The organism is Thalassovita aquimarina (assembly GCF_018219815.1).
Classification (GTDB): Bacteria; Pseudomonadota; Alphaproteobacteria; order Rhodobacterales; family Rhodobacteraceae; genus Thalassobius; species Thalassobius aquimarinus.
Genome location: NZ_JADMKU010000008.1, coordinates 133,302 through 154,776, shown reverse-complemented (window position 1 = coordinate 154,776; position 21,475 = coordinate 133,302). Strand labels below are relative to the sequence as shown.

Genomic DNA, 21,475 nt, shown 5'->3' with positions numbered 1-21,475 from the left:
CGTAAGCCGTCTGCACGAAGTTTATCAAATGCGGGGAAAATATCCTGTCAAATACGGGAAATAATCCGTGATAGTTGAAAGAAAATTTTGTAATGATATTTAAATGCCGATGAAAATTTTGAAGGTGCGGTGGTGAAGCTCTCCGACTCCGATCTGCGTATCCTGCGCAAACTGGCCCGTGATGGACGCCAGACCAATGCCGAGCTTGCCGAAAAGGTGGGCTTGTCGGCCAGTCAGTGCTGGCAACGGCTGCGCCGGCTGGAAAATTCCGGGGTTATCAAGGGGTATGGCGCCCGCATCGATCATGATGCCCTGGGAGTGCCGGAAACGGTGCTGTTGGAACTGGCGATGGAGCGCAATGAAGGGGTCGAGGTCGAAGCGGTCTGCGAAGCGCTGGCGCGGTTTCCCGAGGTTCTGGAAGTGCGGATGACGTCCGGCGATTTCGACATCTTTGCCAAGGTGGTGGTCAGTGGCACGCGGGGCTACGAGAAATTCCTGCGTGAACGGCTCTACAAGCTGAAGGGCATCCGTCAGTCCAGGTCGAGCTTTTCGCTGCGGTGCTACAAGAACGAAATCTCGGTTGTGCCCTGAATGTCCATGGCGTGAAAGGCGGGCATCGATCAGATCACCCGCCCGGTTGCACACCGGTCAGCCTAAGACCGCCCCGCCCTAGTCCGGGGCTGTCCTTCGCGTCGCAGCGCGGCCCGCGTTGCGGAACTCTGCCCCCTAGTCGGTGAGCCCCAGCCGGAACCGCATCGCGTCATCCGCCCCGGGGCCGGGGCAGGGCGCGGCCTTTTCCAGGGCAACGCGTTCCCCGGTAACGCTGTCGCACAGTTCCAGACGCAGCGGGTGGCCGCTCGTCTTGTCGCGCAGTTCCAGCGGAACGCCCTTGGCGCCGTGGGCTTCCCACCGGTCGCCCCATTCGCGCAAGGCGGTCAGCACCGGCCACAGATCGCGGCCCTTTTCGGTCAGCCGGTATTCGTCGCGCGGGGGCTTGTCCTGGTAGCGGCGCTTGATCACCAACCCCGACGCCTCTAGCTGCTTCAGCCGGTTCGACAAGGTTTGTGCCGGGATGCCGGTGGATTTCTGCAGCTGGTCATAGCGCCTGAGCCCCAGCATCAGGTCGCGCAGGATCAACACGCCCCAGCGGTCTACGATTGCCTCGATCGCGCCGGCGACCGAACAGGCCATGCCGGAAAAGGATTTTGCTTTCACCATCTCTCAGCCCGGAAAACAGCGCCCGAAAGCGCGGAACAGTTTCATGTCGCCCTTGACTCGGATTTTCCGCAGGACCAGCGCGTTGATCATACTGTATTGCCGATTGATCACCCGTGTCCACGTCTTGGCATCCGCGGTGATCCTGACATCGGGATCGCCATGATGGCCCGGGGTGACCTGCAGCTTGCGATCCGCGATCCTGATGGTGACCTCGATTTCTTCGGCGCCGGTGAAGGTCCAGTGATAGGTGGTGTTCAGCCCCTTGGCACGGCCGCGCTGGAAGGCCAGCGGCAGCTGCGCCAGAAAGGACGCGACCGAACGCGTCTGCACCGCCCGCTTGACCCGCTTGATGTCCTTGTGCGGATAGCGGTTCCTGGCATAGCCCTCGGCATCCGACCCGGGCAGCACGTAGAGCGTTTCTTCCTTGTCCTGGAACGGTTTCACCACCTTTTCCACATAGCCGGGCCGGTCTTCGAGGAACGGATTGATCACATCCTCGCCCGCCGGGCAGACAGCCAGGCAATAGGCCGCCTTGTAGCCCGGTTTGAACGACAGCGATTGCCACAGCGACGTGGTTTCCTGATCGGAAAACCGCTTGCGGTACGTGTTCATGTCCTTCGATTCCACCACCGCATCGACGAAGTCGTTAAAGTTGCCCAGGAAATCGCGGTAATTATGGGTGAAACAGGTAAGGAAATCGAAGCTTTCGTCGGGTTTCAGCGCCCCCACCGGGCAGGCCGCGACGCAGAGCTTGCAGCCGAGACAGGGATTGTAGTCAAGCGGCTGGTCATAGGCTTCCACCTCGGCCCCGATCAGTATGGTGTCGAGCAATATGAACGATCCGTGCTTGGGGTGGATCACGCTGCGATGCACCCCCATCTTGCCCAGCCCAGCCTCCACCGCGATGGGTTTGTGCGCCACCGTCCAGGTGCGGCCGGGGGCTTGCGCTTCCATCGGGAAGGCGGCGACCGCGTTGCAGGCGGGGATGCCCAGGTCCGACAGTTCGGTGACGATGGCGCGGGCGATGTGGTTCACATCGTCATAGACGGTGTGAAATTCCTGGTTCGCCACCGACCGGGTCGGCGAACGGACCGGTTCGCGGTTCATCCGCGCGCAGATTGCCAGCAGCGTCTTGGTTTGCGGAAAGACATCGCGGATGTAGTCCAGCTGATCGGCGATGGCGGGGCGCGACACCTCCACCAACCCGGCATCCGCCGCGCCATGGCGCAGCGCCAGTTCCTTCAGCCATTCCGCCGACAGCAGCGGCGCGGGTTGTGCCGCGACCGCTTTTTCGCGGGCGCGTCTGACGGTGGGGTGATCGTCCAGTCTCATCGTCGACTCCATAGTAACTCTGATTATTAGAGTTAATTGCGCGCATCCGTTCCGGGCAAGGATTCATCGTCGTGACGTTGCGGAAAAATCAGCCCGCCGGACGGGGTAAACTGGTGCTGCGGGGCTTTTCCCTGCCGCAGTCTTGCGGCACAGTCGCGGCAAGACAGGAGGAACACGGATGAGTGACGCACATTTTCTGACCACGCCGCAGGGGCGCCGGATCGCCTATCGGAAAACCCTGGGGCAAGGGCCGACGATTCTGTTCTGTTCCGGCCTGAAATCGGACATGGAAGGCACCAAGGCGGTCTATCTGGAAGCCTGGGCCAAGGCGAAGGGGCTGGGCTATGTCCGTTTCGACTATTCCGGCCACGGTGAAAGCTCGGGCAGCTTTGCCGAGGGCGCGATCGGCGACTGGCACGAAGACACGCTGGCGGTGGTCGATCAGCTGACCGAAGGCCCAATCGTGGTGGTGGGCAGTTCGATGGGCGGCTGGCAGGCGTTGTTGCTGGCCCGCGCGATCCCCGACCGGATTGCCGGTATGGTCACCATCGCCGCCGCCCCCGATTTCACCGAGGATGGTTATTGGGCCAGCTTCACCGACGCGCAAAAGGCTGAGCTGGAGGAAAAGGGCTTTGTCACCATGCCGTCGGATTATGACGAGGATTACATCATCTCCAAGCGGCTGATAGAGGAAGGGCGCGAACGGCTGGTGCTGCACACGCCGCTGCGGATGGAATTCCCGGTGCGCTTCCTGCAAGGAACGGCCGACACCGCGGTGTCGACGCAGACCGCGATCCGGTTGCTGAATCATGTCGATGGCGACGATATTCGGCTGACGCTGGTCAAAGGGGCCGATCACCGGTTTTCCGACCCCGAATGCCTGTCGCTGATCGAAAAATCGGTGGAAACAGTGCTGGCCCGGGGCCGGGGTTGATGGCTGGCATTTGAAATTGGGCCGTTGGCCCGCGTTTTGATGCAATTATCTTGTTCGGATTGGAGTATTCATGGAGCAGCGCGTTTCCCTTATCACCCTTGCCGTTGATGACCTGGACCGTTCCACGTCATTTTATGACGCATTGGGATGGCAGCGGGAAGAAACGCTCGAAGGCATCATCGTTTATGACCTGCTGGGGCAATCGCTGGGGCTCTATCCCAAGGCCGATCTTGCACGCGACATGGGGCTTGCGCCCGAAGACCTGGGCACCGGCGCGATGACGCTGGCCTGCAACCAGCGTGACAAGGCATCGGTCGATGCCGTGGCCGAGGCCGCGCGCGCGGCGGGCGCGCGCATTCTGAAAGAACCGCACGAAGTGTTCTGGGGCGGTTATATCGCCTATTTCGCGGATCCTGACGGCCACGTCTGGGAAATCGCCCACAACCCGTTTTCGCCATTGCGTGACGACGGTGCGTTCCGCTGGCAGGGGTATGGCGAGAAGTGATTGACAGCCGTGCCCACGCGCCGAATTCTGACCAAAAGGCATGCAGCGGAGCAGGCAGATGACAGACCCTTTGGTATTCCTTCCCGGCATGATGTGTGACGCTCGGCTGTTCGCGCCGCAGCTTGCCGACCTGAGCCGCGACCACGCGGTGACGGTGGCGCCGATCACACAAGGCGAAACGATCGAGGATATCGCCACGAGCCTGCTTGAGGTGCTGCCCCAAAAATTCGCGCTGGCGGGGCTGTCGATGGGTGGCATCGTGGCGATGGAAATCCTGCGCCGCGCCCCCGACCGGGTCGCCCGGTTGGCGCTGATGGATACCAACGCGCTGGCCGAAACGCCGCAATCCGCGACCATGTATGAACCCTTCATCAGCAAGGCGCGGTCGGGCCAACTGGACGAAGCGATGCGCGACTTCATGAAACCCGAATTCCTGGCCCCGGGGCCGGGGCGGATGGCGATTCTGAACACGGTCTTCGACATGGCCCGGGACATCGGGGCGGACGTTTTCGTGCGTCAGGTCCGTGCGCTGCAGCGCCGCCAGGATCAGCAACCGACCCTGCGCAAATGCAAATGCCCGGCGCTGGTCCTCTGCGGTGAAGAGGACGGGCTGACCCCGGTGAAGCGGCATCGTTTCATGGCCGATCTGATCCCCTATGCGGAACTGGAAATCATTCCCGGCGCCGGTCATTTGCCGGTGCTGGAACAGCCCGGCGCGGTCACCGCAGCGCTGCGCCGCTGGATGGCGCGGCCCGCCGTCCAAAGGGCATGAAGGGCAAGGGCAAATCAAAGGTGATACGGCAGGTCCGGCGGATGCAGATCTGGACCCGCCGCCACATTCCGCCGGGGCTGCGGCTGCTGATCGGGCTGTTGCTGATGGTGGCGGGGCTGTTCGGGTTCCTGCCGGTGATCGGTTTCTGGATGTTCCCGTTGGGCGTCGCCATCGCGGCGCTGGACGTCGTGCCGGTCTGCCGGGCGCTGCACCACTGGTGGAAGGGCAGGCGAGGGGACTGAATTTGCTCAGGCCCGGAACAAGGCCGCTGGCCCGGCTTCCAAAACCGCAAACGAAAACGGCGGGGCCCAGGCCCCGCCGATTGTTTCGTCCGACTGCCCCGCTCAGCGCGCGGCGGCGTTCTTGTTGGCCGGCTTCGACTTACCCGTGCCGCTGTTGGCGTCGATGAAATCCAGCACCAACGGCCGGATGTTGTTGCGCCAGCTCTTGCCGGCGAAGATGCCGTAATGGCCGGCGCCGGGTTCGACGTGGCTGGCCTTCTTGGCGTCGGGCAGGCCGGTGCACAGGTCCAGCGCCGCGATGCATTGGCCGGGGGCGGAAATGTCGTCATTCGCGCCTTCGACCGTCTTTACCGCCACCGTGGTGATCTTGCCGATATCGACATGCTTGCCGTTGATGGTGAATTCGTTCTTGGCGATCTCGCCGTTCTTGAAGATTCGTTCCACCGTCGACAGGTAGAATTCGGCGGTCATGTCCATCACCGCCAGATATTCGTCGTAGAACCGGTTATGGGCATCGTGATCGGCGGCTTCGTCCTTCATCACCCGGTGGATCTGATCGGTGAAGGCTTGGCTGTGGCGGTCGGCATTCATCGACATGAACGACGCCAGCTGCAGCAGCCCGGGATAGACCAGCCGCCCCACGCCCTTGTACTTGTAGCCGACCCGCTGGATCATCAGCTCTTCCAGCTGGCCCATGGTGACGCGGTTGCCGAAATCGGTCACGTCGGTGGGGGTGGCATCGGGATCGATCGGGCCGCCGATAAGGGTCAGCGATTTCGGCTGTGCCTCGGGTTCCTCACCGGCCAGATAGGCGGTGGCGGCCAGCGTCAAAGGCGCCGGCTGGCAGACCGCGATCACGTGAGTGTCGGGGCCCAGGTGTTTCATGTAGTCGACGAGGTAGAGCGTGTAATCCTCCACGTCGAACTTGCCGGCCGACACGGGGATGTCGCGCGCATTATGCCAATCTGTCACGTAGATTTCGCAATCGGGCAGCAGGCTGAGCACGGTGGATCGCAGCAAGGTGGCATAATGACCGGACATCGGCGCAACCAGAAGCACCTTGCGCGGCTTGGTCTTGCGCCCGGCGACATTGAAATGAATCAGGTCGCCGAAATCGCCCTCGACCACGATTTCCTTGCTGACCAGATGATCCTTGCCGTCTTCGCAGGTGATCGACCGGATGCCCCAGCTGGGTTTGACGACCATGCGTTGGAAAGTACGTTCGGTCACTTCGCCCCAGGCCGCCATCCACTGCAAGGCGGGGTTTGGCACCATCGAAAAAACCGGGTAGGATGCAAGCGACAGGGCGGAGGCACCCAACCATTGGTTCGTGTTACGGAAAGTTTCCATAAGATCGTAGGTGGCCATGTAGCGCATGAGCGTTTCCTTTATACTACGGTGCCTCACCAAACCCAGCCATCGCCATGCACCGCTGCGTCAGCGACAACGCTTCATCGAGTACCACATTACCAATGCTGCACGGCAGCAAAGATAGGGGGGTTTTATTAATATGACAACAAAAGAGGACGTCGCGCTCGAAAATCTTGATCGGCTCAACGAAAACCTTGCCCGGGTTGAAGAGCTTTCCAAGCGGTTTCTCAATGCGGTTTCCCAACGCAACCCCGCCAATCCGACGCTGAATGCCCCCGACCAGGATGTGTTCCTGAATGCGGCAACGGCCTATTGGGCCGAGATGGCGCAAAACCCCTCGAAGCTGTTTGAAAATCAGCTGGAATTCTGGGGCAAGTCGGTCAAGCATTACATCGAGGCACAGCAGGCGCTGGCCAAGGGAACCTTTGAGGCGCCGCAAGATGAAACCGGCGACGACCGGCGATTTTCCAATCCGCTTTGGAAAACTCACCCCTATTTCAACTTCGTCAAGCAGCAATACATGCGCAACGCCGATGCGATCCGCACGGCGGTGGGGGAATTACAGGACCTCGATGAGACCGAGCGCAAGCGACTGAATTATTTCGCGCAGCAGATCATCGACATGATGGCGCCGACCAACTTCCTCGGCACCAACCCCGACGCTTTGGAAAAGGCGGTGGAAACCGAGGGCGAAAGCCTGGTGCGGGGGCTGGAAAACCTGGTCGCGGACCTGGAGGCCAACCAGGGCGAAATGCTGGTCCGGCTGGCCGACGACAGCGCTTTTGAACTGGGCCGCAACGTCGCCACCACCCCGGGGCAGGTGGTGTATCGCAACCGGATGATGGAACTGATCCAATACGCGCCCGCCACGGATCAGGTCCACGCAACGCCGCTGGTGATCTTCCCGCCCTGGATCAACAAGTTCTACATCCTCGACCTGACCGCGCGGAACAGCCTGATCAAGTGGATCACGGAACAGGGCTACACGCTGTTCGTTGTCAGCTGGTTCAACCCCGATCCCAGCTACCGTGACATCGGGATGGAGCATTATATAGAGGAAGGATTTCTTGAGGCGATCCGCGTCGCCAAGGACATCACCGGCGAAAGGCAGGTCAACGCGGTGGGCTATTGCATCGCCGGTACCACCCTGCACCTGGTGCTGTCGCTGCTGAAGAAGCGCGGTGACAAGTCGATCAAGTCCGCCACCTTCTTCACTGCGCTGACCGATTTCAGCGATCAGGGCGAATTCACCCCCTTCCTGCAGAACGATTTCATCGACGGGATCGAGGTGGAGGTCGAAAAACAGGGCATCCTGCGCGGCTTCATCATGGGGCGCACGATGAGTTTCCTGCGCTCGAACGACCTGATCTACAGTCCCGCGATCCGCAGCTACATGCTGGGCGAGGCGCCGCCGGCCTTCGATCTGCTTTACTGGAACGGCGACGGGTCGAACCTGCCGGGGCGGATGGTGATGCAGTATCTGCGCGGATTGTGCCAGCGCAACGAATTCGTCGAAGGCGGCTTCGAACTGCTGGGCGAGAAGCTGCATGTCAGCGATGTCGACCTTCCGATCATGTCGATCACTTGCGAAAATGACCATATCGCGCGCTGGAAGGATTGCTATCGCGGCTTCCAGCAGACCGGTTCGAAGAACCGTAGCTTCATCGTGTCGGAATCCGGCCATGTCGCCGGGATCGTGAACCCGCCTTCGAAGAACAAATACGGTCATTACACCAATGACGACCTGAGCCTGGACGCCGATGGCTGGATGGCCGGCGCCACCCACCACGATGGCAGCTGGTGGCCACGTTGGGAAAGCTGGCTGCGCAAGCGGTCGGGCAAGATGGTGCCGGCCCGGACCCCCGGTGATTCGGGCTATCCTGCGCTTGCCCCGGCCCCGGGGACCTATGTGAAGGTCAAGGCAAGCATCTGAATTCCCTGCATAACCCCAGAAATATTCTGCAGCGCAGCAAATTATCTTGATTTGCTGCGCTGCAGCATGCATATTATTTGCAGATGCAGAGACACCGGGGGGCCCGGTTGCAAAAAAGGATTTGGAACAATGGCAAAAACTCAAGATTTCACCGCGATCATGAAAGACATGATGGGCGCGTTCCCGGTCGACACCAAGGCCGTTGAAGATGCGTTCAAGACCCAGGCGGCCCTGAACGAAAAGCTGACCACGGCGGCGCTGTCGGCCGCTGAGAAATCGTCGGAGATCTCCAGCAAGTGGACCAAGGACACCCTGACCAAGCTGAGCGACGTCTCCAAGGTCAAGGATGAACCGGCCGATTACGCCAAGGCGCTGAGCGATTTCGCCTCCGCTTCGGCCGAAACCGCCGCCGAAAACATGGCCGCCTTCGCCGAGATCGCCAAGAAGCTGCAGACCGAAACCGTCGAACTGCTGATGGCTGCCGGCAAAGACATGACCGAAGAAGCGTCGGCCGCGGTTCAGAAAGCCGCCAAGGACGCCACCGCAGCGGCCAAGAAAGCCGCCGCGAAGTAAGCAGTTAAGACCGCCGCATCATCTCCTCCCAATCAGATGCGTCGCGAGGGCGGGCTTTCAAAGCCCGCCCTTTCTTTTTTTTCTGCGCTAGCATAAGCTTTTTCCGCAATGCTGCATTTTGGGAGGACCACCCGTGGCTGACGAAAAAAAACCGCTGCTGATAAAGCGTTATGCCAGTCGCCGTTTGTACAACACCGAAACCAGCGACTATGTCACGCTGGAAGATATCGCGGGTTTCATCCGCGAGGGCCGCGAGGTGCAGATCGTCGATCTGAAATCCGGTGACGACCTGACCCGGCAATACCTGCTGCAGATCATTGCCGAACACGAAAGCCGCGGCGAAAACGTGCTGCCGGTCAATGTGCTGACCGATCTGGTGCGCACCTATTCCAGTCAGGCCGGCTCGATGGTGCCGCAATTCCTGCAGATGTCCTTCGAGATGCTGCAGGAAGGTCAATCCAAGATGATGGAAAACATGACCAAGGCCAGCCCGGTGCCTCCGATGCCCGGCTTCGAAGCGTTGCAGGCACAGCAGGAAGCGTTCCTGAAAGCGATGACCAGCGGCCTGTCCGGCGCCTGGAGTAGCCCTGAACCCGAAGAGGACCGGGCAAAGGCGAAAGAGGGCGAAGAAGAGGGCCTTGATGCGATCAAGCAACAGCTGGCCGAACTGCAGGACAAGCTGAGCAAGATGAGCAAGTAAGCGCATGGTGGACAGCCCCGGCCGGATCACGCTTTGGGGGGTCGAGGTTTTCGTCGCCACCGCCGAAGAAGGCAGCATTTCCGCCGCAGCGCGGCGACTTGGGGCCAGCGCCTCGGCCGTCAGCCAGCAATTGACCAACCTCGAAGCTGCGGTCGGCGCTACCCTTCTGATCCGCAACACACGGCCGGTCGCATTGACCCCGGCGGGCGAGATTTTCCGCCGCCGCGCCGGTGCCATCCTCAACGAAGCCGCGCTGGCGCGGGCCGAACTGGCGATGGCCGACATGTCGGCACTGACCCGGTTCCGCCTGGGCATGATCGAGGATTTCGAAACCGACGTGACGCCGCGGTTGCTGACCAAACTGGCGGGAGAAATGAAGGGCTGCCAGTTCCTGCTGGAAACCGGGGCCAGCCATCACCTCTACGATCAACTCGACGCGCGGGCCTTGGACGTGATCGTCGCGGCCGACATGGGCGGCGAGGCCGAGTGGATGGAGGTGCACCCGCTGCTGTCCGAAGGCTTCGTCGTGGCCGCCCCCAAGGGGGCGGTGGATCAGGCGCGGCCGGTGTTGCCGCAACTGCAGGCGCTGCCCCTGGTGCACTACACCACCCGTCACCACATGGGGCGGATCCTGTCTGCGCACCTGGCGCGGCAGAACCTGACGCTGGCGCACCGGTTCGAACTGGACAGCTATCATGCGATCCTGGCGCTGGTGGCGCAGGGTACGGGCTGGACCATCCTGACCCCGCTGGCCCTGATGCGGGCGCGGCGCTTCGCCGATCAGCTTGATGTCTTCGAACTGCCGTTCGAACCTCTGTCGCGGCGGATATCGCTGGTCGCGCGCAAGGGCACCCTGCAGAACATGCCCGCACGGGTGGCCGCCGAATTGAAACCGGTGCTTAAGCATCAGGTGGTTGAACCGGCGGTGAAGGCCTATCCGTTCATGGCGGGGGTTCTGGAAATCCTGTGACCGGTCTGCCCGTGACGGGGCAGGGCGTTGTTCGGGAAGGATGAAAAGGCGCGGCCCTCCACCGGTCCCCGAACAGTCAATTCAAACCGCTGTCTTCAGGTCCCGAAGGCGCGGGTGTTGCCCATCACGTCCTGCGCCGCCTTGATCAGCGCCTCGGCGATCACGTCCAGTTCCGGCAGGGTCAGCCGGGCGGGCAGGCGGGCATCGCAGGCCTTCATCAACATCGCCTTGGTCTGCGGCAGCGATGGCGCCTTGCCAAGGAATTCCCAGTTCCAGAAGGCGCGCGCATTGTCGGTGCTCAGCCCGAAAACCTGCACCTTCACACCGCGCGCCGCCGAGGCATCCTGGAACGCCCGCACTTCGTTTTCCGCCATGCCGACAAGGTTGAACTGGATCGAATCCGGCGCGCGTTCCTCCGGGCCCAGCTTGTCCGGCACGTTGATCCAGGGCGACAGGTTCAGTTTTTCGGCGACGTAATCGTGGTTGCGCCGCCCGTCAGTGATGCGGCGCGGCACCTCGGCCAGCTGCGACCGCACGATGGCCGCCGACAGGTTGCCAAGGCGCAGGTTGTACAGCGGCAGCTTGTTCTGCCAGCGGGCAAAGGCGGCCTGCAGCGCCTCGGCATCTTCCGCGTTCCGCGCCAGGTGCTTTTTCCAGTTATGTTCATAGGCGCCCGACATGATCGTCGCCTGGGCCAGGATGTCGGCATCGTCGGTGATCAGGATGCCACCCTCGCCGGAATTCAACAACTTGTAGCTCTGGAAGGAAAAACAGCCGATCTTGCCGATGGTGCCGATGTTTCGCCCGTGCCACTTGGTGCCCAGCGAATGCGCCGCGTCCTCGATCAGCGGCACGTTGCGTTCTTCGCACAGCTTCACGATCGCATCCATGTCCGAAGTATGCCCGCGCATGTGGCTGATCATCACCGCGCTGATCGTATCGTCCAGCTTGGCGTCGAAATCGGCCATGTCGATGCGGTAATTCTCGCTCACCTCGGCCAGGACCGGCACGCAATCGGCATGCACGATCGACGACGGCACGGCGGCGAAGGTGAAGGCGGGGATCAGCACCCGCGCCTCGCGCGGCAGGCCAAGCGCCTTCAGCGACAGGAACAGGGCCGCCGAACAGGACGACACCGCCAGCGCGTATTTGCTGCCCAGCATGTCGGCGAATTCGCGTTCCAGCAAGGACACCGGCGCGTTTTCCGGTGCGGTGTAACGGAACAGGTCACCCGTTTGCAGCAGGCGTTCGATTTCGGCGCGGGCCGATTCCGGGATCGGTTCGGCATCGTAAACATTGGGCGGCAAAGTCATATTTTCGGCTTTCCTGAATGTCTTCTTCGGTTTTTCTTAAAGCCATTTTGACCACAAGGAAAATGAAATTGCCATGACAAACCGCCCCGGCAGGGCGGTTTTGCGCTTGTTATGGCTGTTTTGCGAGGATGCCCTACAGCCCCAGGTGATCGCGCATCGCGTACCAGCTCATCGCCAGCACCAGCAGGGGCGAGCGCAGCGCTCGCCCGCCGGGGAAGCCCGGCGCGGGCAGCGCCGACATGGTACCGAACCCTTCCGCATCGCCTTGGATCGCACGCGCCATCAGCATGCCGCAATGGGTGGCGGTGCCGACGCCATGACCGGAATAGCCCGAGGCACTGAGGATATTCGGCGCCAGCCGCGCCACATAGGGCAGCCGCTTCATGGTGATGGCCAGGGTGCCGCCCCAGGCGTAATCGATCTTCACGTCGCGAAGATGCGGATAGATCTCGCACATCGGCTTGCGCACCGTCGCGGCGATGTCACGCGGGAAGCGGTAGCCATAGCTTTCGCCGCCCCCGAACAGCAGCCGCCCATCGGCCGACATGCGGAAGTAATTGACCACGAACTTGCTGTCGCAGACCGCGATGTCGCGGCTCAGAACCTTGGCCGCATCCTCGCCCAAAGGTTCGGTCGCCACCACGAAATTGTTGATCGGCATCACCCGCGCCGCCACCTTGTCGTTCAGCCCGCCCAGGTAGCCGTTGCAGGCCAGAACGACATGATCGCAACTGACCTGTCCCTGCGCGGTCCTGACCACCGGCTTGGCGCCTTCCTGCATCCCGGTCACCTCGCTGCGCTCGAAAATCCGCACCCCGGCCTTGGCCGCGGCCCGGGCCAGCCCGAGCGCGAAGTTCAGCGGATGCAGGTGACCGGCCCCCATGTCCAGAAGCGCCCCGTCATAGGCGGGCGAGGGACAGATGCCCGACCATTCCTCGGGCGTAAGCGCCGAAATCTGATCATAGCCATAGTCGCGCTGCATCAGTTCGGCATATTCATGCAGGTGCCGGGTCTCGCGCTGGCCGAACCCGGTCCAGGCGATGCCGGGTTTCAGATCGCAATCGATGCCGTGTTTCGCGACCAGGTCGCGCACCAGCTGCTTGGCCTCTTCGCCCAGGTCCCAAAGCCGGTGCGCATCCTCGCGCCCGAACATCGCCTCCAGCTCCTCCTGGTCGCGGCGCTGGCCGCTGCCCAGCTGGCCGCCATTGCGCCCCGAGGCGCCGAAACCCACCCGGTGCGCCTCCAGCAGCACTACGTCGAGCCCCGCCTCGGCCAGGTGCAGCGCCGCTGACAACCCGGTATAGCCGGCCCCCACCACGCAGACATCCGCCCGCGTCTCGCCGGTCAGCTCAGGAAAGGGTTCCAACGCATTTGCAGTCGCCGCGTACCAACTCGCGGGATATTCGCCCTTGCGGTCGTTCGAATACAGCAGGTTCATCCTCGGCCCTTCTTCTTTTCACAAATATCCCGGGGGCAGCGCCCCCTTGCCGCGCCGTGAGGCGCGCCACTCGTCATGCATCAGACGTTCAGCAGCAGATGCTCGCGCTCCCAGGGGCTGATCACCTGCAGGAATTCCTCGTATTCGGTCCGCTTGATGATCGAATAGACCCGGGCGAAATCCGGGTGCAGCACCTGGTGCAGCGCTTCGGCCTCCTCGAACAGGTCCAGGGCCTCGCCCATCACCCGGGGCAGTTCGGCCTCGTCCTCATAGGCGTCGCCCTTGAAGCTGGGACCGGCGCGCTTCTCCTCCATCAGTCCCAGGTACCCGCAGGCCAGCGAGGCCGCGATGCCCAGGTAGGGATTGCAATCCATCCCCGCCAGCCGGTTTTCCACACGCCGCGCCTCGGGGCCCGACAGGGGAATGCGGATGCCGGTGGTGCGGTTGTCGCGGCCCCAGGCCAGGTTGATCGGCGCCGCGTGGTCGCGCACGTAGCGGCGGTAGGAATTGACATAGGGCGCCAGGATCGCGGTGGCCGCGGGCAGGTAGTTCTGCAAGCCGCCGATGAAATGGAAAAACGCGTCCGTTTCGCCACCTTGGGGGCCGGAAAACAGGTTGGTCCCGGTTTCCATGTCGATCACCGAATGGTGGATATGCATGGCGCTGCCCGGTTCCTCGGCGATCGGCTTCGCCATGAACGTGGCGAAACAATCGTGGCGCAGGGCCGCCTCGCGGATCAGCCGCTTGAAGTAAAACACCTCGTCGGCCAGCTTCACCGGGTCGCCGTGGCGCAGGTTGATTTCCAGCTGGCCGGCGCCGCCTTCCTGGGTGATGCCGTCGATCTCGAAGCCCTGGGCCTCGGCGAAATCGTAGATGTCGTCGATCACCGGGCCGAATTCGTCGACGGCGGTCATCGAATAGGCCTGCCGCGCCGCGGCCGGACGGCCCGAACGGCCCATCATCGGCTGGATCGTCTGGGCCGGATCGGTGTTCTTAGCGACAAGGTAGAATTCCATTTCCGGCGCCACCACCGGGTCCCAGCCCTGTTTGTGATACAGGTCCACCACCCGTTTCAGCACGTTGCGCGGGGCGTAAGGGATCGGCGCTTCCTTGCGGTCGAAGGCGTCGTGGATCACCTGCAGCGTCCAGTCGCCGGTCCAGGGAGCGGCGGTGGCGGTGCTCATGTCGGGGCGCAGGATCATGTCGCGTTCGATGAAGCCTTCCTCGCCCGCGGCTTCGCCCCAGTCGCCGGTGATGGTCTGGAAGAAGATCGAATCCGGCAGGTGAAAGTAATCCTGCTTGGCGAATTTCGACGCCGGCACCGCCTTGCCGCGGGCGATCCCGGGCAGGTCGGAAACGATGCATTCGACTTCGTCCAGACGGCGGCCATCGAGATAGGCCTGCGCCGCTTCGGGCAGGCTTTGCATTAAATCATTCATCGGATTTTCCTTTGAAAAAAGCTGCCATTCTGTCGCCGAAATCCCGGTCGTTCAGGCGCTGGTCGACCCGTGTCTTGAGGTCGTTGATCATCGTCTCGGGCAGCACGCCGGGCGCGCGGTGCTGCAACAGGCCTTCGATCATCCGGGCGGTGAATTCGGGATGCGGCTGCACGGTCAGGATCGTGTCGCCGTAGACCAGCCCGGCGTAGGCGCAGAAATCGTTGCTGGCGATGACCTCGGCGCCCTCGGGCGCCTCGACCACCTGGTCCTGGTGCCAGGCGTTCAGCACCATCTGTTCGCCGTCGAAATCGTATTCCTGCGCCCCCGCGGCCCAGCCGCCTTCGAATTTCTCGACCTTGCCGCCAAGCGCCTGGGCGATGATCTGGTGGCCGAAACAGACGCCGACCATCGGCTGGCCGGCATCGCGGACCTTGCGGATGAAGTCTTCCAGCGGCGGAATCCAGTCGTGGGGTTCATAGACCCCGTGTTTCGATCCGGTGATCAGCCAGCCGTCGGCGGCGTCCACCGAGGCGGGGAATTCGTTGTCCACCACGTTGAAGGTTTCGAATTCAAATCCATGCCCTTCGAGAAGAGTGGCGAACATGCGGGCGTAATCGCCCAACTCGTCTTTCACCTCGTCGGGGGCATGGCCGGTTTGCAGGATACCGATTTTCATTGGTCACCAAATTGTCGATGGCTGAAAAGTAAACGTAAGTGGGGCGGGGGAGTGCGGCAAGGGGGCGCGACGGCCCCTTCAGACCGTGTCGAGGTAGATCTCCACCCGTTCCGCCGGGGTCAGGTCGCCCATGTAATGAAGTTCCTGCCGCTTGGTCAGGACGAAATTCTGGATCAGTTCGGGTGCGAAAATGCGCTTGATCGCCTCGCTCTGCTCGAAGGCGTCGATCGCCACCCCCCAGGTGTCGGGGACCTGCGGCAGGTCCAGCGCATAGGCGTTGCCGGTGATCGGTTCGGGCGGCTCCAGCCCGTCCTCGATGCCGTTCAGCGCCGCGCCGAGGATCACCGCCAGCATCAGGTAGGGATTCACGTCGCCGCCCGCCAGCCTGTGTTCGATCCGCCGCGCCTTGTGGCTGCCCGACGGGATGCGGATCGCCGAGGTGCGGTTTTCATAGGCCCAGCAGATGCCGGTCGGCGCGTGTGCGCCCGGCACCATGCGGTCATAGCTGTTCCAGTGCGGCGCGAAGATCAGCGTGCTGTCGGCCATCGCGTTCAGGCACCCGGCCACCGCGTGGCGCAGCGTGTCGGTGCCTTTCGGGCCGCCATCGTCGAAGACGTTGTTGCCGTCCTCGTCCAGCACCGAGAAATGCGTATGCAAACCCGACCCGGCGTAATCTTCGTAGGGCTTGGCCATGAAGCTGGCGGCAAAGCCGTGGCTGCGTGCCAGTCCCTTGACCAGCATCTTGAACAGCCACGCGTCGTCGGCCGCGCGCAGCGCGTCGTCGCAATGCATCAGGTTGATTTCGAACTGGCCCAGCCCGGCCTCGGAAATCGCGGTGTCGGCGGGGATGTCCATTTCCTCGCAGGCGTCGTAGAGGTCGGTGAAGAAACTGTCGAAAGTGTCCAGCGCGCGGATCGACAGGGTTTCGGCGGCCTTGCGGCGCTTGCCGGATCGGGGGCTGATCGGCACCTGCAAGTTGCGTCCGGAATCGTCGATCAGGAAGAATTCCAGCTCCACCGCGACCACCGGTGTCAGGCCGCGTTTCTTGTAGCGCTTCAGCACCGTGTTCAGCGCCTGGCGCGGGTCGGCATCATAGGGCTGGCCGTCTTCCTTGAACATCCAGATCGGCAACAGCGCGGTCGGCGCCGACAACCACGGCATCGGAACGAAGCCGCGCGCCGTCGGTTTCAGCACGCCGTCGCGGTCGCCGCTTTCGAACACCAGCGGGCTGTCGTCGATGTCTTCGCCCCAGATATCGAGGTTGAGCACGGAATAGGGAAAGCGGGTCCCATCCTCGACCACCTTGTCGGCGAACCGCGTCGGGACGCGCTTGCCGCGCGGCTGCCCGTTCAGGTCGGCGGCGGCCACACGGATGGTGCGTACCTCGGGATGCTTTCTAAGCCAGTTCTTCATATTCATCGTCATACGCCTGATGAGGCCGTGCCCGTACGGGAAACGCAAGCCCCGGGATTGGGGGGCGTTTGCGCGTCAGGTCCATGCCCTTGGTCCTAATTATTTGATCAAAATATACGTGAGGGGTTGTAGCCAGTTCGCTTGGAATGAATTCCAGTCAAACCATCACCCGAATATTTTGATCAAATGTTGTTTACTACCGGATCAAGTTCGGGCGCAAGCGAATTTTTCTCCGCACTCCCTGCGGCAGGTGCCGGTTCAGTCGCCGGTTCACCAGGCCGTATAGCGACACGATGACGAGTGTCAGCAGGACGAAGTAGCCCGCCAGGATCGGGTAGGGGATGAATGGATTGAAGGTCTTGTCGGCGAAATAGTTGGCATAGTAGAGCGCATCGCCCTTCTGGCGCCAGGCTGGGAAGCCGGAAAAGAACACCAGGGTGGTGGCGTGGAAAAGGAAGATCGCCTCGTTCGTGTAGGCCGGCCAGGCCAGCCGCAGCATGGTCGGCCATGTGATCTTGCGAAACTTCTTCCAGCCCGAAAACCCGTAGGCGTCGGCGGCTTCCAGATCGCCCTTGGGCACCGAGCGCAGCGCACCGTAGAAAATCTCGCCCGAATAGGCGGCGGTGTTGAAGAAGAGCGTCACCAAGGCCCCCAGCCATGCGGCGGTGAACGGAGCGAAGACGGGCGAGACCTGCTTCAGGCTGAGAAACAAGAAATAGGCGAAGAAGAACTGGATGAAGAGAGGCGAGCCGCGGAAGATGAAAATGAACCATTCCGCCGGTTTGCGCAGCAACCGGTTATCGGCGTTCTTGCCAAGGGCCAAGGCGGTGGCGAGGAAAAAACCGGCCAGCAGCGCAACGGCGCCGAAATAGACGTTCCAGATCATCCCCGACCCGATCAAGGTGAATTGCTGGCAGAGGGTGAAGTCTTCCTTCGGCAGCAACCGTTCGCCGATGCCGACCGACCGCAGGGCATAATCCTGAATGGTGATCCAGCAGCTCATGCCTCGGCCTTTCTCTGCTTCTCGCCGGCCTGCGTCGCCTGACCGTGGCTGAGACGGACCATCAGCCGTTCCAGCACCACTTCGGAGACCTTGGTGAACAGCAGGTAGAACACCAGCAACGCCAGGAAATACCACATCCGCCAGTCGCCATGCGGGTAATCGGTGAACTTGGCGGTCTTGGACCCGCCCAGTTCGCGGGCCCAGTAAACGATGTCTTCGACCCCCAGCAGGAACAGCAGCGGCGTCGCCTTGATCAGAACCATCCACAGGTTCGACAGGCCGGGCAGGGCATAGACCCACATCTGCGGCACCAGGATGCGCCAGAAGGCCTGCCGGTGGGTCATGCCATAGGCTTCGGCGGTTTCCATCTGGGCGCGGGGAACGGCGCGCATCGCGCCATAAAGGACATTGGCGGCGAAGGCGCCGAATACGATCGCGAACGTGAAGACCGCCAGCGAAAAGCCATAGACCTCATGCACCCATTGCGCGGCGGTCGACAGCGGCGCCTTGGCCGCGTCGCAGACCACGAAATCGTTGCCCTGCCGGATCGGGTCGGTCCAGTCGGGGCACAGCGTTTTGTGCCGGACCCATTCGATCGCCTGGTCGAAGGCGATCACGAAGAACAGGAAGAAGGCGATGTCGGGCACGCCGCGGACGATGGCAATATAGGTCTTGCCGATCCAGCTGACGGGCAGAAAATGCGACCGCGCCGCCATCGCGCCGCCGAAGCCGAATGCCAGCGCCACCGGTGCGGTGATCGCCAGAAGCATCAGCACCGTCCCGAAAGACAGGTAGAAGGACATGTGCTTGCCGGTGGTGAGATAGCACGAAAGCCAGCTCAGGCCGGACAACGTGTCGGGATCTGCGCAGTAGCTGAAAATGGCGGGCCTCGCTTGGGCGTGCGGATTCGTGGAAGTGATCAGAGAGCGGTGAAAGGGGGAAGATCGCCTTCCCCCTCACCCTAGGGCGTTTAGAACTTGCCTTCGATTTCCCATTTGTCGAGCAGCGCGTTGAGCGAGCCGTCCGCCTTCATCGAGGCGATGGCGGCGTCGAACTTGCCGCGCAGTTCGTCGTCGGACTGGCGGAAGGCCATGCCGATGCCGTCGCCGAGGAAGACGTCGTCACCGACGAATTCCAGTTCGGTTTCCTGAACGATCGGCAGCAGGAAGTCCTTGTCGGCCATCACCGCGTCGACTTCACCGGATTGCACGGCGGCGACGGTTTCATCCGGCGAGGGGAATTCCACCAGGGTCGCGCCGGAGGAGGCCACGTGAGAGGATTGGATGGTCGAGGCCTGGGCCGATACCACGCCGCCTTTCAGGTCCACGTCGGCAGACAGGGCTGCATAGGCCGAGGGCGACGGGCGGGTGTAGCCCTGCGAGAAGTTCACCACTTCCTTGCGCTCGGCGGTGATCGACATGCCGGCGATGATGGCGTCGTAGTTGCCCGACAGCAGGTTCGGGATGATCGAATCCCATTCGTTGGTGACCCATTCACAGGGCAGTTCGGCGCGCTTGCACAGCTCGTCGCCCAGTTCGCGTTCGAACCCGTCCACTTCGCCGCTGTCATTGATGAAATTGTACGGAGGGTAGGCGCCCTCGGTGCCCAGACGGACAGTGTCGGCCATCGCCATACCGGCGGTCAGGGCCAGCGCTGCGGTGCTGATAATCAGGTTTTTCATTAAACTCTCCCGTTTGATTTTCATTCTGAATGGCCGTCGTCCCCGCCTCAGGCGTGGACGGTGGCCGAAAGGAACTGTTTCAGCCGCTCGCTTTCCGGGGCGCCGAAAAGCCGGGCGGGCGGGCCTTGTTCCTCGATCAGGCCCTGATGCAGGAAAACGACATGGCTGGAAATGTCCGAAGCCATCTTCATGTCATGGGTCACGATCAGCATGGTGCGCCCTTCGGCGGCCAGGTCCTTGATCACCTTGATCACTTCCTGTTCCAGTTCCGGGTCCAGCGCCGAGGTCGGTTCATCGAACAAAAGCGCCTCGGGTTCCATGCACAGCGCCCGGGCGATTGCCGCGCGCTGCTGCTGCCCGCCGGACAACTGCGCCGGGTAGGCATCGCATTTGTCGCCGATGCCGACCTTGTCGAGATAACGGCGCGCGGCCTGTTCCACCTCGGCCCGGTCGCGGCCCAGAACGGTGATCGGCGCTTCCATCACGTTTTGCAGGATGGTCATATGGGCCCACAGGTTGAACTGCTGGAACACCATGCTGAGGTTCGTGCGGATGCGCAGCACCTGTTTCGGATCGGCCGGCTGCCGCGCCAGCCCCGCACCTTTCCATTTCACCGGTTCGCCCTTGAACAGGATGTCGCCTTGCTGGCTGTCTTCCAGCAGGTTGGCGCAGCGCAGGATGGTGGATTTGCCGGATCCCGAAGATCCGATCAGCGATACCACGTCGCCCTTGTGCGCGACGATATCGACGCCCTTGATCACCTCGAGCGAGCCGTAGGCCTTGTGCAGGCCGCGAATTTCAATGACTGGAGCCTGGTCCGACAAGTGCGTCCCTTATTCGTTTTGTCCCTGTTCAGAGCAAAGAATAGGACCGAAAAAAACATTCTGTGCAACTTGCAATTCGGCAATTTTGGCCGGGAATCGGTCAAATTGACCTTGGGTCATCCGCAAAATGTCACTCGCGTCACCAATCGACGGGCGGAATTCAGCCCGCTTTTTCTACCCTTTGGCGCGCAAGGGCGCTGTCGCGGTCATTGATGCCCAGCAGGTTTGATACCATCCGCAACAGCGAGTCTTCGTGCGCGTCGCGTGTCCCGTCGGCCAGCACCACCGACCACAGCGCCTCGATCACGCCGATCCGGTCTTCATAGGTGACGGCATCTTTTATCGCGCGGGTGAAGCGGACGGTATCGGGCGCCTCGGCTTCCAGCGCCTCGGCGTCCCGGCGGAGCCCCTGCGCGCTGGCCAGGTCAAGGCCGAAGCGGGTGCCGGCGATCCGGTCGATCCGGGCGATTTCTTCGGGGGCGTAATGGCCATCGGAACGGGCGACGCGGACCAACAGCGCGGTCAGTGCCAACCGGGCGTCTCCGTCACTCAGCGGGGCGGGGGCCGGTTGCACCAGCCGTTTCAGGAAATCTGCAAACATGAGAGGCATATAGGACGTATTGAACGCCGCGCCAATTCACAATTCAGCGCGCTTCCTGCGCGCGCGTCCGGGCGGTCAGGTTGTCGGCTTCGCTCAGCCCAAGAGCATGCTGCGCCCGGGCCACGATATCGGTTTGCTCGGGGCTTTGCTTGCCATCGGCTAGAACCACCTGCCACATCGCTTCCAGCGCCTGCAAGCGGTCGTCGAAATCGACACCTTCGCGGATCATTTCGGCAAAGATTTCCGTCGGCGGCGCCCGTCGTTCCAGCTTTTCGCAGGTGGCCCGCATCTTCGCCGCCTCGACCGGTGAAAGATTGTGAATCCGTGCCAGCAGCCGGTCGATGCGCCGGATTTCCTCGACCTGGTAGCTGAGATTGGACTTCGCCACCCGGACAAGAAGCGCGCCAAGCGCCGTCGCCGCGTCCGGGTCGGGCAGCTTTTCTTCGGTCCGGTGCCCAGTGAGGGCGCTGAGAAGGTTGGCGAACATATCCACAGTTTATCCCAAGCCGGGCAAAACCGTGAAACGAAAATCACATC

The 21,475-nt window shown here is 62.1% G+C and carries 23 protein-coding genes; 9 read left to right on the top strand and 14 right to left on the bottom strand.

Translation table 11 applies throughout. The annotated features are described in order from the left end of the window. Positions 1 to 132 precede the first annotated feature (132 nt). On the top strand, positions 133 to 591 hold the full coding sequence (locus IT775_RS21590; protein ID WP_343231136.1) for an Lrp/AsnC family transcriptional regulator: 459 nt from the start codon (positions 133 to 135) through the stop codon (positions 589 to 591). A gap of 135 nt (positions 592 to 726) precedes the next feature. On the opposite strand, the gene IT775_RS11080 is transcribed toward IT775_RS21590, so the two are convergent. Next, positions 727 to 1,218 carry a winged helix-turn-helix transcriptional regulator gene (locus IT775_RS11080; protein WP_212701170.1) on the bottom strand — a complete coding sequence of 164 codons (492 nt, stop codon included), beginning with the start codon at positions 1,216 to 1,218 and terminating at the stop codon, positions 727 to 729. A 3-nt stretch (positions 1,219 to 1,221) separates the two neighbouring features. Then, positions 1,222 to 2,550 carry an SCP2 sterol-binding domain-containing protein gene (locus tag IT775_RS11075; RefSeq protein ID WP_212701169.1) on the bottom strand — a complete coding sequence of 443 codons (1,329 nt, stop codon included), beginning with the start codon at positions 2,548 to 2,550 and terminating at the stop codon, positions 1,222 to 1,224. 178 nt (positions 2,551 to 2,728) lie between these two features. Between IT775_RS11075 and IT775_RS11070 the strand changes: the two genes are divergently transcribed. The 4 genes from IT775_RS11070 (at position 2,729) to IT775_RS11055 (ending at position 5,003) form a co-directional block, all read left to right on the top strand. Beyond that, positions 2,729 to 3,484, top strand: a complete 756-nt coding sequence (locus IT775_RS11070) for an alpha/beta fold hydrolase (protein ID WP_212701168.1) — start codon at positions 2,729 to 2,731, stop codon at positions 3,482 to 3,484. A gap of 70 nt (positions 3,485 to 3,554) precedes the next feature. Beyond that, complete coding sequence (locus IT775_RS11065; protein WP_212701167.1) at positions 3,555 to 3,989, top strand: VOC family protein; 435 nt, start codon at positions 3,555 to 3,557, stop codon at positions 3,987 to 3,989. A 58-nt stretch (positions 3,990 to 4,047) separates the two neighbouring features. Next, entirely contained in the window at positions 4,048 to 4,761 is a 714-nt protein-coding gene (locus tag IT775_RS11060) for an alpha/beta fold hydrolase (protein WP_212701166.1), read from the top strand. Between the two features lie 41 nt (positions 4,762 to 4,802). After that, positions 4,803 to 5,003 (top strand): hypothetical protein, encoded by a 201-nt coding sequence (locus IT775_RS11055; RefSeq protein ID WP_246525496.1) that lies wholly within the window; start codon positions 4,803 to 4,805, stop codon positions 5,001 to 5,003. A gap of 102 nt (positions 5,004 to 5,105) precedes the next feature. Here the strand turns inward: IT775_RS11055 and phaZ are convergent, their stop codons facing one another. Then, positions 5,106 to 6,380, bottom strand: a complete 1,275-nt coding sequence (gene phaZ / locus IT775_RS11050) for a polyhydroxyalkanoate depolymerase (RefSeq protein ID WP_212701164.1) — start codon at positions 6,378 to 6,380, stop codon at positions 5,106 to 5,108. Positions 6,381 to 6,513: 133 nt separating this feature from the next. On the opposite strand from phaZ, the gene IT775_RS11045 reads away from it, so the two are divergent. The 4 genes from IT775_RS11045 to IT775_RS11030 all read left to right on the top strand — a co-directional run bounded on the left by IT775_RS11045 (position 6,514) and on the right by IT775_RS11030 (position 10,550). Continuing rightward, entirely contained in the window at positions 6,514 to 8,307 is a 1,794-nt protein-coding gene (locus IT775_RS11045; RefSeq protein WP_212701163.1) for a PHA/PHB synthase family protein, read from the top strand. Between the two features lie 129 nt (positions 8,308 to 8,436). Further along, on the top strand, positions 8,437 to 8,880 hold the full coding sequence (locus tag IT775_RS11040; protein ID WP_212701162.1) for a phasin family protein: 444 nt from the start codon (positions 8,437 to 8,439) through the stop codon (positions 8,878 to 8,880). Between the two features lie 133 nt (positions 8,881 to 9,013). Then, positions 9,014 to 9,580 carry a polyhydroxyalkanoate synthesis repressor PhaR gene (gene phaR / locus IT775_RS11035; protein WP_212701161.1) on the top strand — a complete coding sequence of 189 codons (567 nt, stop codon included), beginning with the start codon at positions 9,014 to 9,016 and terminating at the stop codon, positions 9,578 to 9,580. A gap of 4 nt (positions 9,581 to 9,584) precedes the next feature. Further along, positions 9,585 to 10,550 carry a LysR family transcriptional regulator gene (locus tag IT775_RS11030; protein ID WP_212701160.1) on the top strand — a complete coding sequence of 322 codons (966 nt, stop codon included), beginning with the start codon at positions 9,585 to 9,587 and terminating at the stop codon, positions 10,548 to 10,550. Between the two features lie 95 nt (positions 10,551 to 10,645). On the opposite strand, the gene IT775_RS11025 is transcribed toward IT775_RS11030, so the two are convergent. The 11 genes from IT775_RS11025 to IT775_RS10975 all read right to left on the bottom strand — a co-directional run bounded on the left by IT775_RS11025 (position 10,646) and on the right by IT775_RS10975 (position 21,425). Further along, a complete protein-coding gene (locus IT775_RS11025) occupies positions 10,646 to 11,863 on the bottom strand; it encodes a DegT/DnrJ/EryC1/StrS family aminotransferase (RefSeq protein WP_212701159.1) in 1,218 nt (405 codons plus the stop codon). Positions 11,864 to 11,996: 133 nt separating this feature from the next. Beyond that, positions 11,997 to 13,301 (bottom strand): NAD(P)/FAD-dependent oxidoreductase, encoded by a 1,305-nt coding sequence (locus tag IT775_RS11020; protein WP_212701158.1) that lies wholly within the window; start codon positions 13,299 to 13,301, stop codon positions 11,997 to 11,999. An 80-nt stretch (positions 13,302 to 13,381) separates the two neighbouring features. Beyond that, positions 13,382 to 14,740 (bottom strand): glutamine synthetase family protein, encoded by a 1,359-nt coding sequence (locus tag IT775_RS11015; protein WP_212701157.1) that lies wholly within the window; start codon positions 14,738 to 14,740, stop codon positions 13,382 to 13,384. Further along, positions 14,733 to 15,416 (bottom strand): type 1 glutamine amidotransferase, encoded by a 684-nt coding sequence (locus tag IT775_RS11010; protein WP_212701156.1) that lies wholly within the window; start codon positions 15,414 to 15,416, stop codon positions 14,733 to 14,735. Before IT775_RS11010 ends, IT775_RS11015 begins: the two co-directional genes overlap by 8 nt. A gap of 78 nt (positions 15,417 to 15,494) precedes the next feature. Continuing rightward, positions 15,495 to 16,829, bottom strand: coding sequence for a glutamine synthetase family protein (locus tag IT775_RS11005; protein ID WP_212701194.1), 1,335 nt, complete (start codon positions 16,827 to 16,829; stop codon positions 15,495 to 15,497). 196 nt (positions 16,830 to 17,025) lie between these two features. Next, positions 17,026 to 17,832 (bottom strand): ABC transporter permease, encoded by an 807-nt coding sequence (locus tag IT775_RS11000; protein ID WP_212701155.1) that lies wholly within the window; start codon positions 17,830 to 17,832, stop codon positions 17,026 to 17,028. After that, entirely contained in the window at positions 17,829 to 18,713 is an 885-nt protein-coding gene (locus IT775_RS10995) for an ABC transporter permease (protein ID WP_212701193.1), read from the bottom strand. The genes IT775_RS11000 and IT775_RS10995 overlap by 4 nt, the downstream gene beginning before the upstream one ends. Before the next feature lie 89 nt (positions 18,714 to 18,802). After that, on the bottom strand, positions 18,803 to 19,513 hold the full coding sequence (locus IT775_RS10990) for a transporter substrate-binding domain-containing protein (RefSeq protein WP_212701154.1): 711 nt from the start codon (positions 19,511 to 19,513) through the stop codon (positions 18,803 to 18,805). 47 nt (positions 19,514 to 19,560) lie between these two features. Continuing rightward, on the bottom strand, positions 19,561 to 20,337 hold the full coding sequence (locus IT775_RS10985) for an ABC transporter ATP-binding protein (RefSeq protein ID WP_212701153.1): 777 nt from the start codon (positions 20,335 to 20,337) through the stop codon (positions 19,561 to 19,563). A gap of 160 nt (positions 20,338 to 20,497) precedes the next feature. Beyond that, entirely contained in the window at positions 20,498 to 20,938 is a 441-nt protein-coding gene (locus tag IT775_RS10980; RefSeq protein WP_212701152.1) for a tellurite resistance TerB family protein, read from the bottom strand. 43 nt (positions 20,939 to 20,981) lie between these two features. Continuing rightward, complete coding sequence (locus IT775_RS10975) at positions 20,982 to 21,425, bottom strand: tellurite resistance TerB family protein (protein WP_212701192.1); 444 nt, start codon at positions 21,423 to 21,425, stop codon at positions 20,982 to 20,984. Positions 21,426 to 21,475: the final 50 nt, after the last annotated feature.

Bases quoted from the DNA above. Each gene is read 5' to 3' on its own strand.
- IT775_RS11080 (WP_212701170.1), bottom strand. From the start codon at position 1,218: ATGGTGAAAGCAAAATCCTTTTCCGGCATGGCCTGTTCGGTCGCCGGC.
- IT775_RS11075 (WP_212701169.1), bottom strand. From the start codon at position 2,550: ATGAGACTGGACGATCACCCCACCGTCAGACGCGCCCGCGAAAAAGCG.
- IT775_RS11070 (WP_212701168.1), top strand. From the start codon at position 2,729: ATGAGTGACGCACATTTTCTGACCACGCCGCAGGGGCGCCGGATCGCC.
- IT775_RS11065 (WP_212701167.1), top strand. From the start codon at position 3,555: ATGGAGCAGCGCGTTTCCCTTATCACCCTTGCCGTTGATGACCTGGAC.
- IT775_RS11060 (WP_212701166.1), top strand. From the start codon at position 4,048: ATGACAGACCCTTTGGTATTCCTTCCCGGCATGATGTGTGACGCTCGG.
- IT775_RS11055 (WP_246525496.1), top strand. From the start codon at position 4,803: ATGCAGATCTGGACCCGCCGCCACATTCCGCCGGGGCTGCGGCTGCTG.
- phaZ (WP_212701164.1), bottom strand. From the start codon at position 6,380: ATGCGCTACATGGCCACCTACGATCTTATGGAAACTTTCCGTAACACG.
- IT775_RS11045 (WP_212701163.1), top strand. From the start codon at position 6,514: ATGACAACAAAAGAGGACGTCGCGCTCGAAAATCTTGATCGGCTCAAC.
- IT775_RS11040 (WP_212701162.1), top strand. From the start codon at position 8,437: ATGGCAAAAACTCAAGATTTCACCGCGATCATGAAAGACATGATGGGC.
- IT775_RS11030 (WP_212701160.1), top strand. From the start codon at position 9,585: ATGGTGGACAGCCCCGGCCGGATCACGCTTTGGGGGGTCGAGGTTTTC.
- IT775_RS11025 (WP_212701159.1), bottom strand. From the start codon at position 11,863: ATGACTTTGCCGCCCAATGTTTACGATGCCGAACCGATCCCGGAATCG.
- IT775_RS11020 (WP_212701158.1), bottom strand. From the start codon at position 13,301: ATGAACCTGCTGTATTCGAACGACCGCAAGGGCGAATATCCCGCGAGT.
- IT775_RS11015 (WP_212701157.1), bottom strand. From the start codon at position 14,740: ATGAATGATTTAATGCAAAGCCTGCCCGAAGCGGCGCAGGCCTATCTC.
- IT775_RS11010 (WP_212701156.1), bottom strand. From the start codon at position 15,416: ATGAAAATCGGTATCCTGCAAACCGGCCATGCCCCCGACGAGGTGAAA.
- IT775_RS11005 (WP_212701194.1), bottom strand. From the start codon at position 16,829: ATGAAGAACTGGCTTAGAAAGCATCCCGAGGTACGCACCATCCGTGTG.
- IT775_RS11000 (WP_212701155.1), bottom strand. From the start codon at position 17,832: ATGAGCTGCTGGATCACCATTCAGGATTATGCCCTGCGGTCGGTCGGC.
- IT775_RS10990 (WP_212701154.1), bottom strand. From the start codon at position 19,513: ATGAAAAACCTGATTATCAGCACCGCAGCGCTGGCCCTGACCGCCGGT.
- IT775_RS10980 (WP_212701152.1), bottom strand. From the start codon at position 20,938: ATGTTTGCAGATTTCCTGAAACGGCTGGTGCAACCGGCCCCCGCCCCG.
- IT775_RS10975 (WP_212701192.1), bottom strand. From the start codon at position 21,425: ATGTTCGCCAACCTTCTCAGCGCCCTCACTGGGCACCGGACCGAAGAA.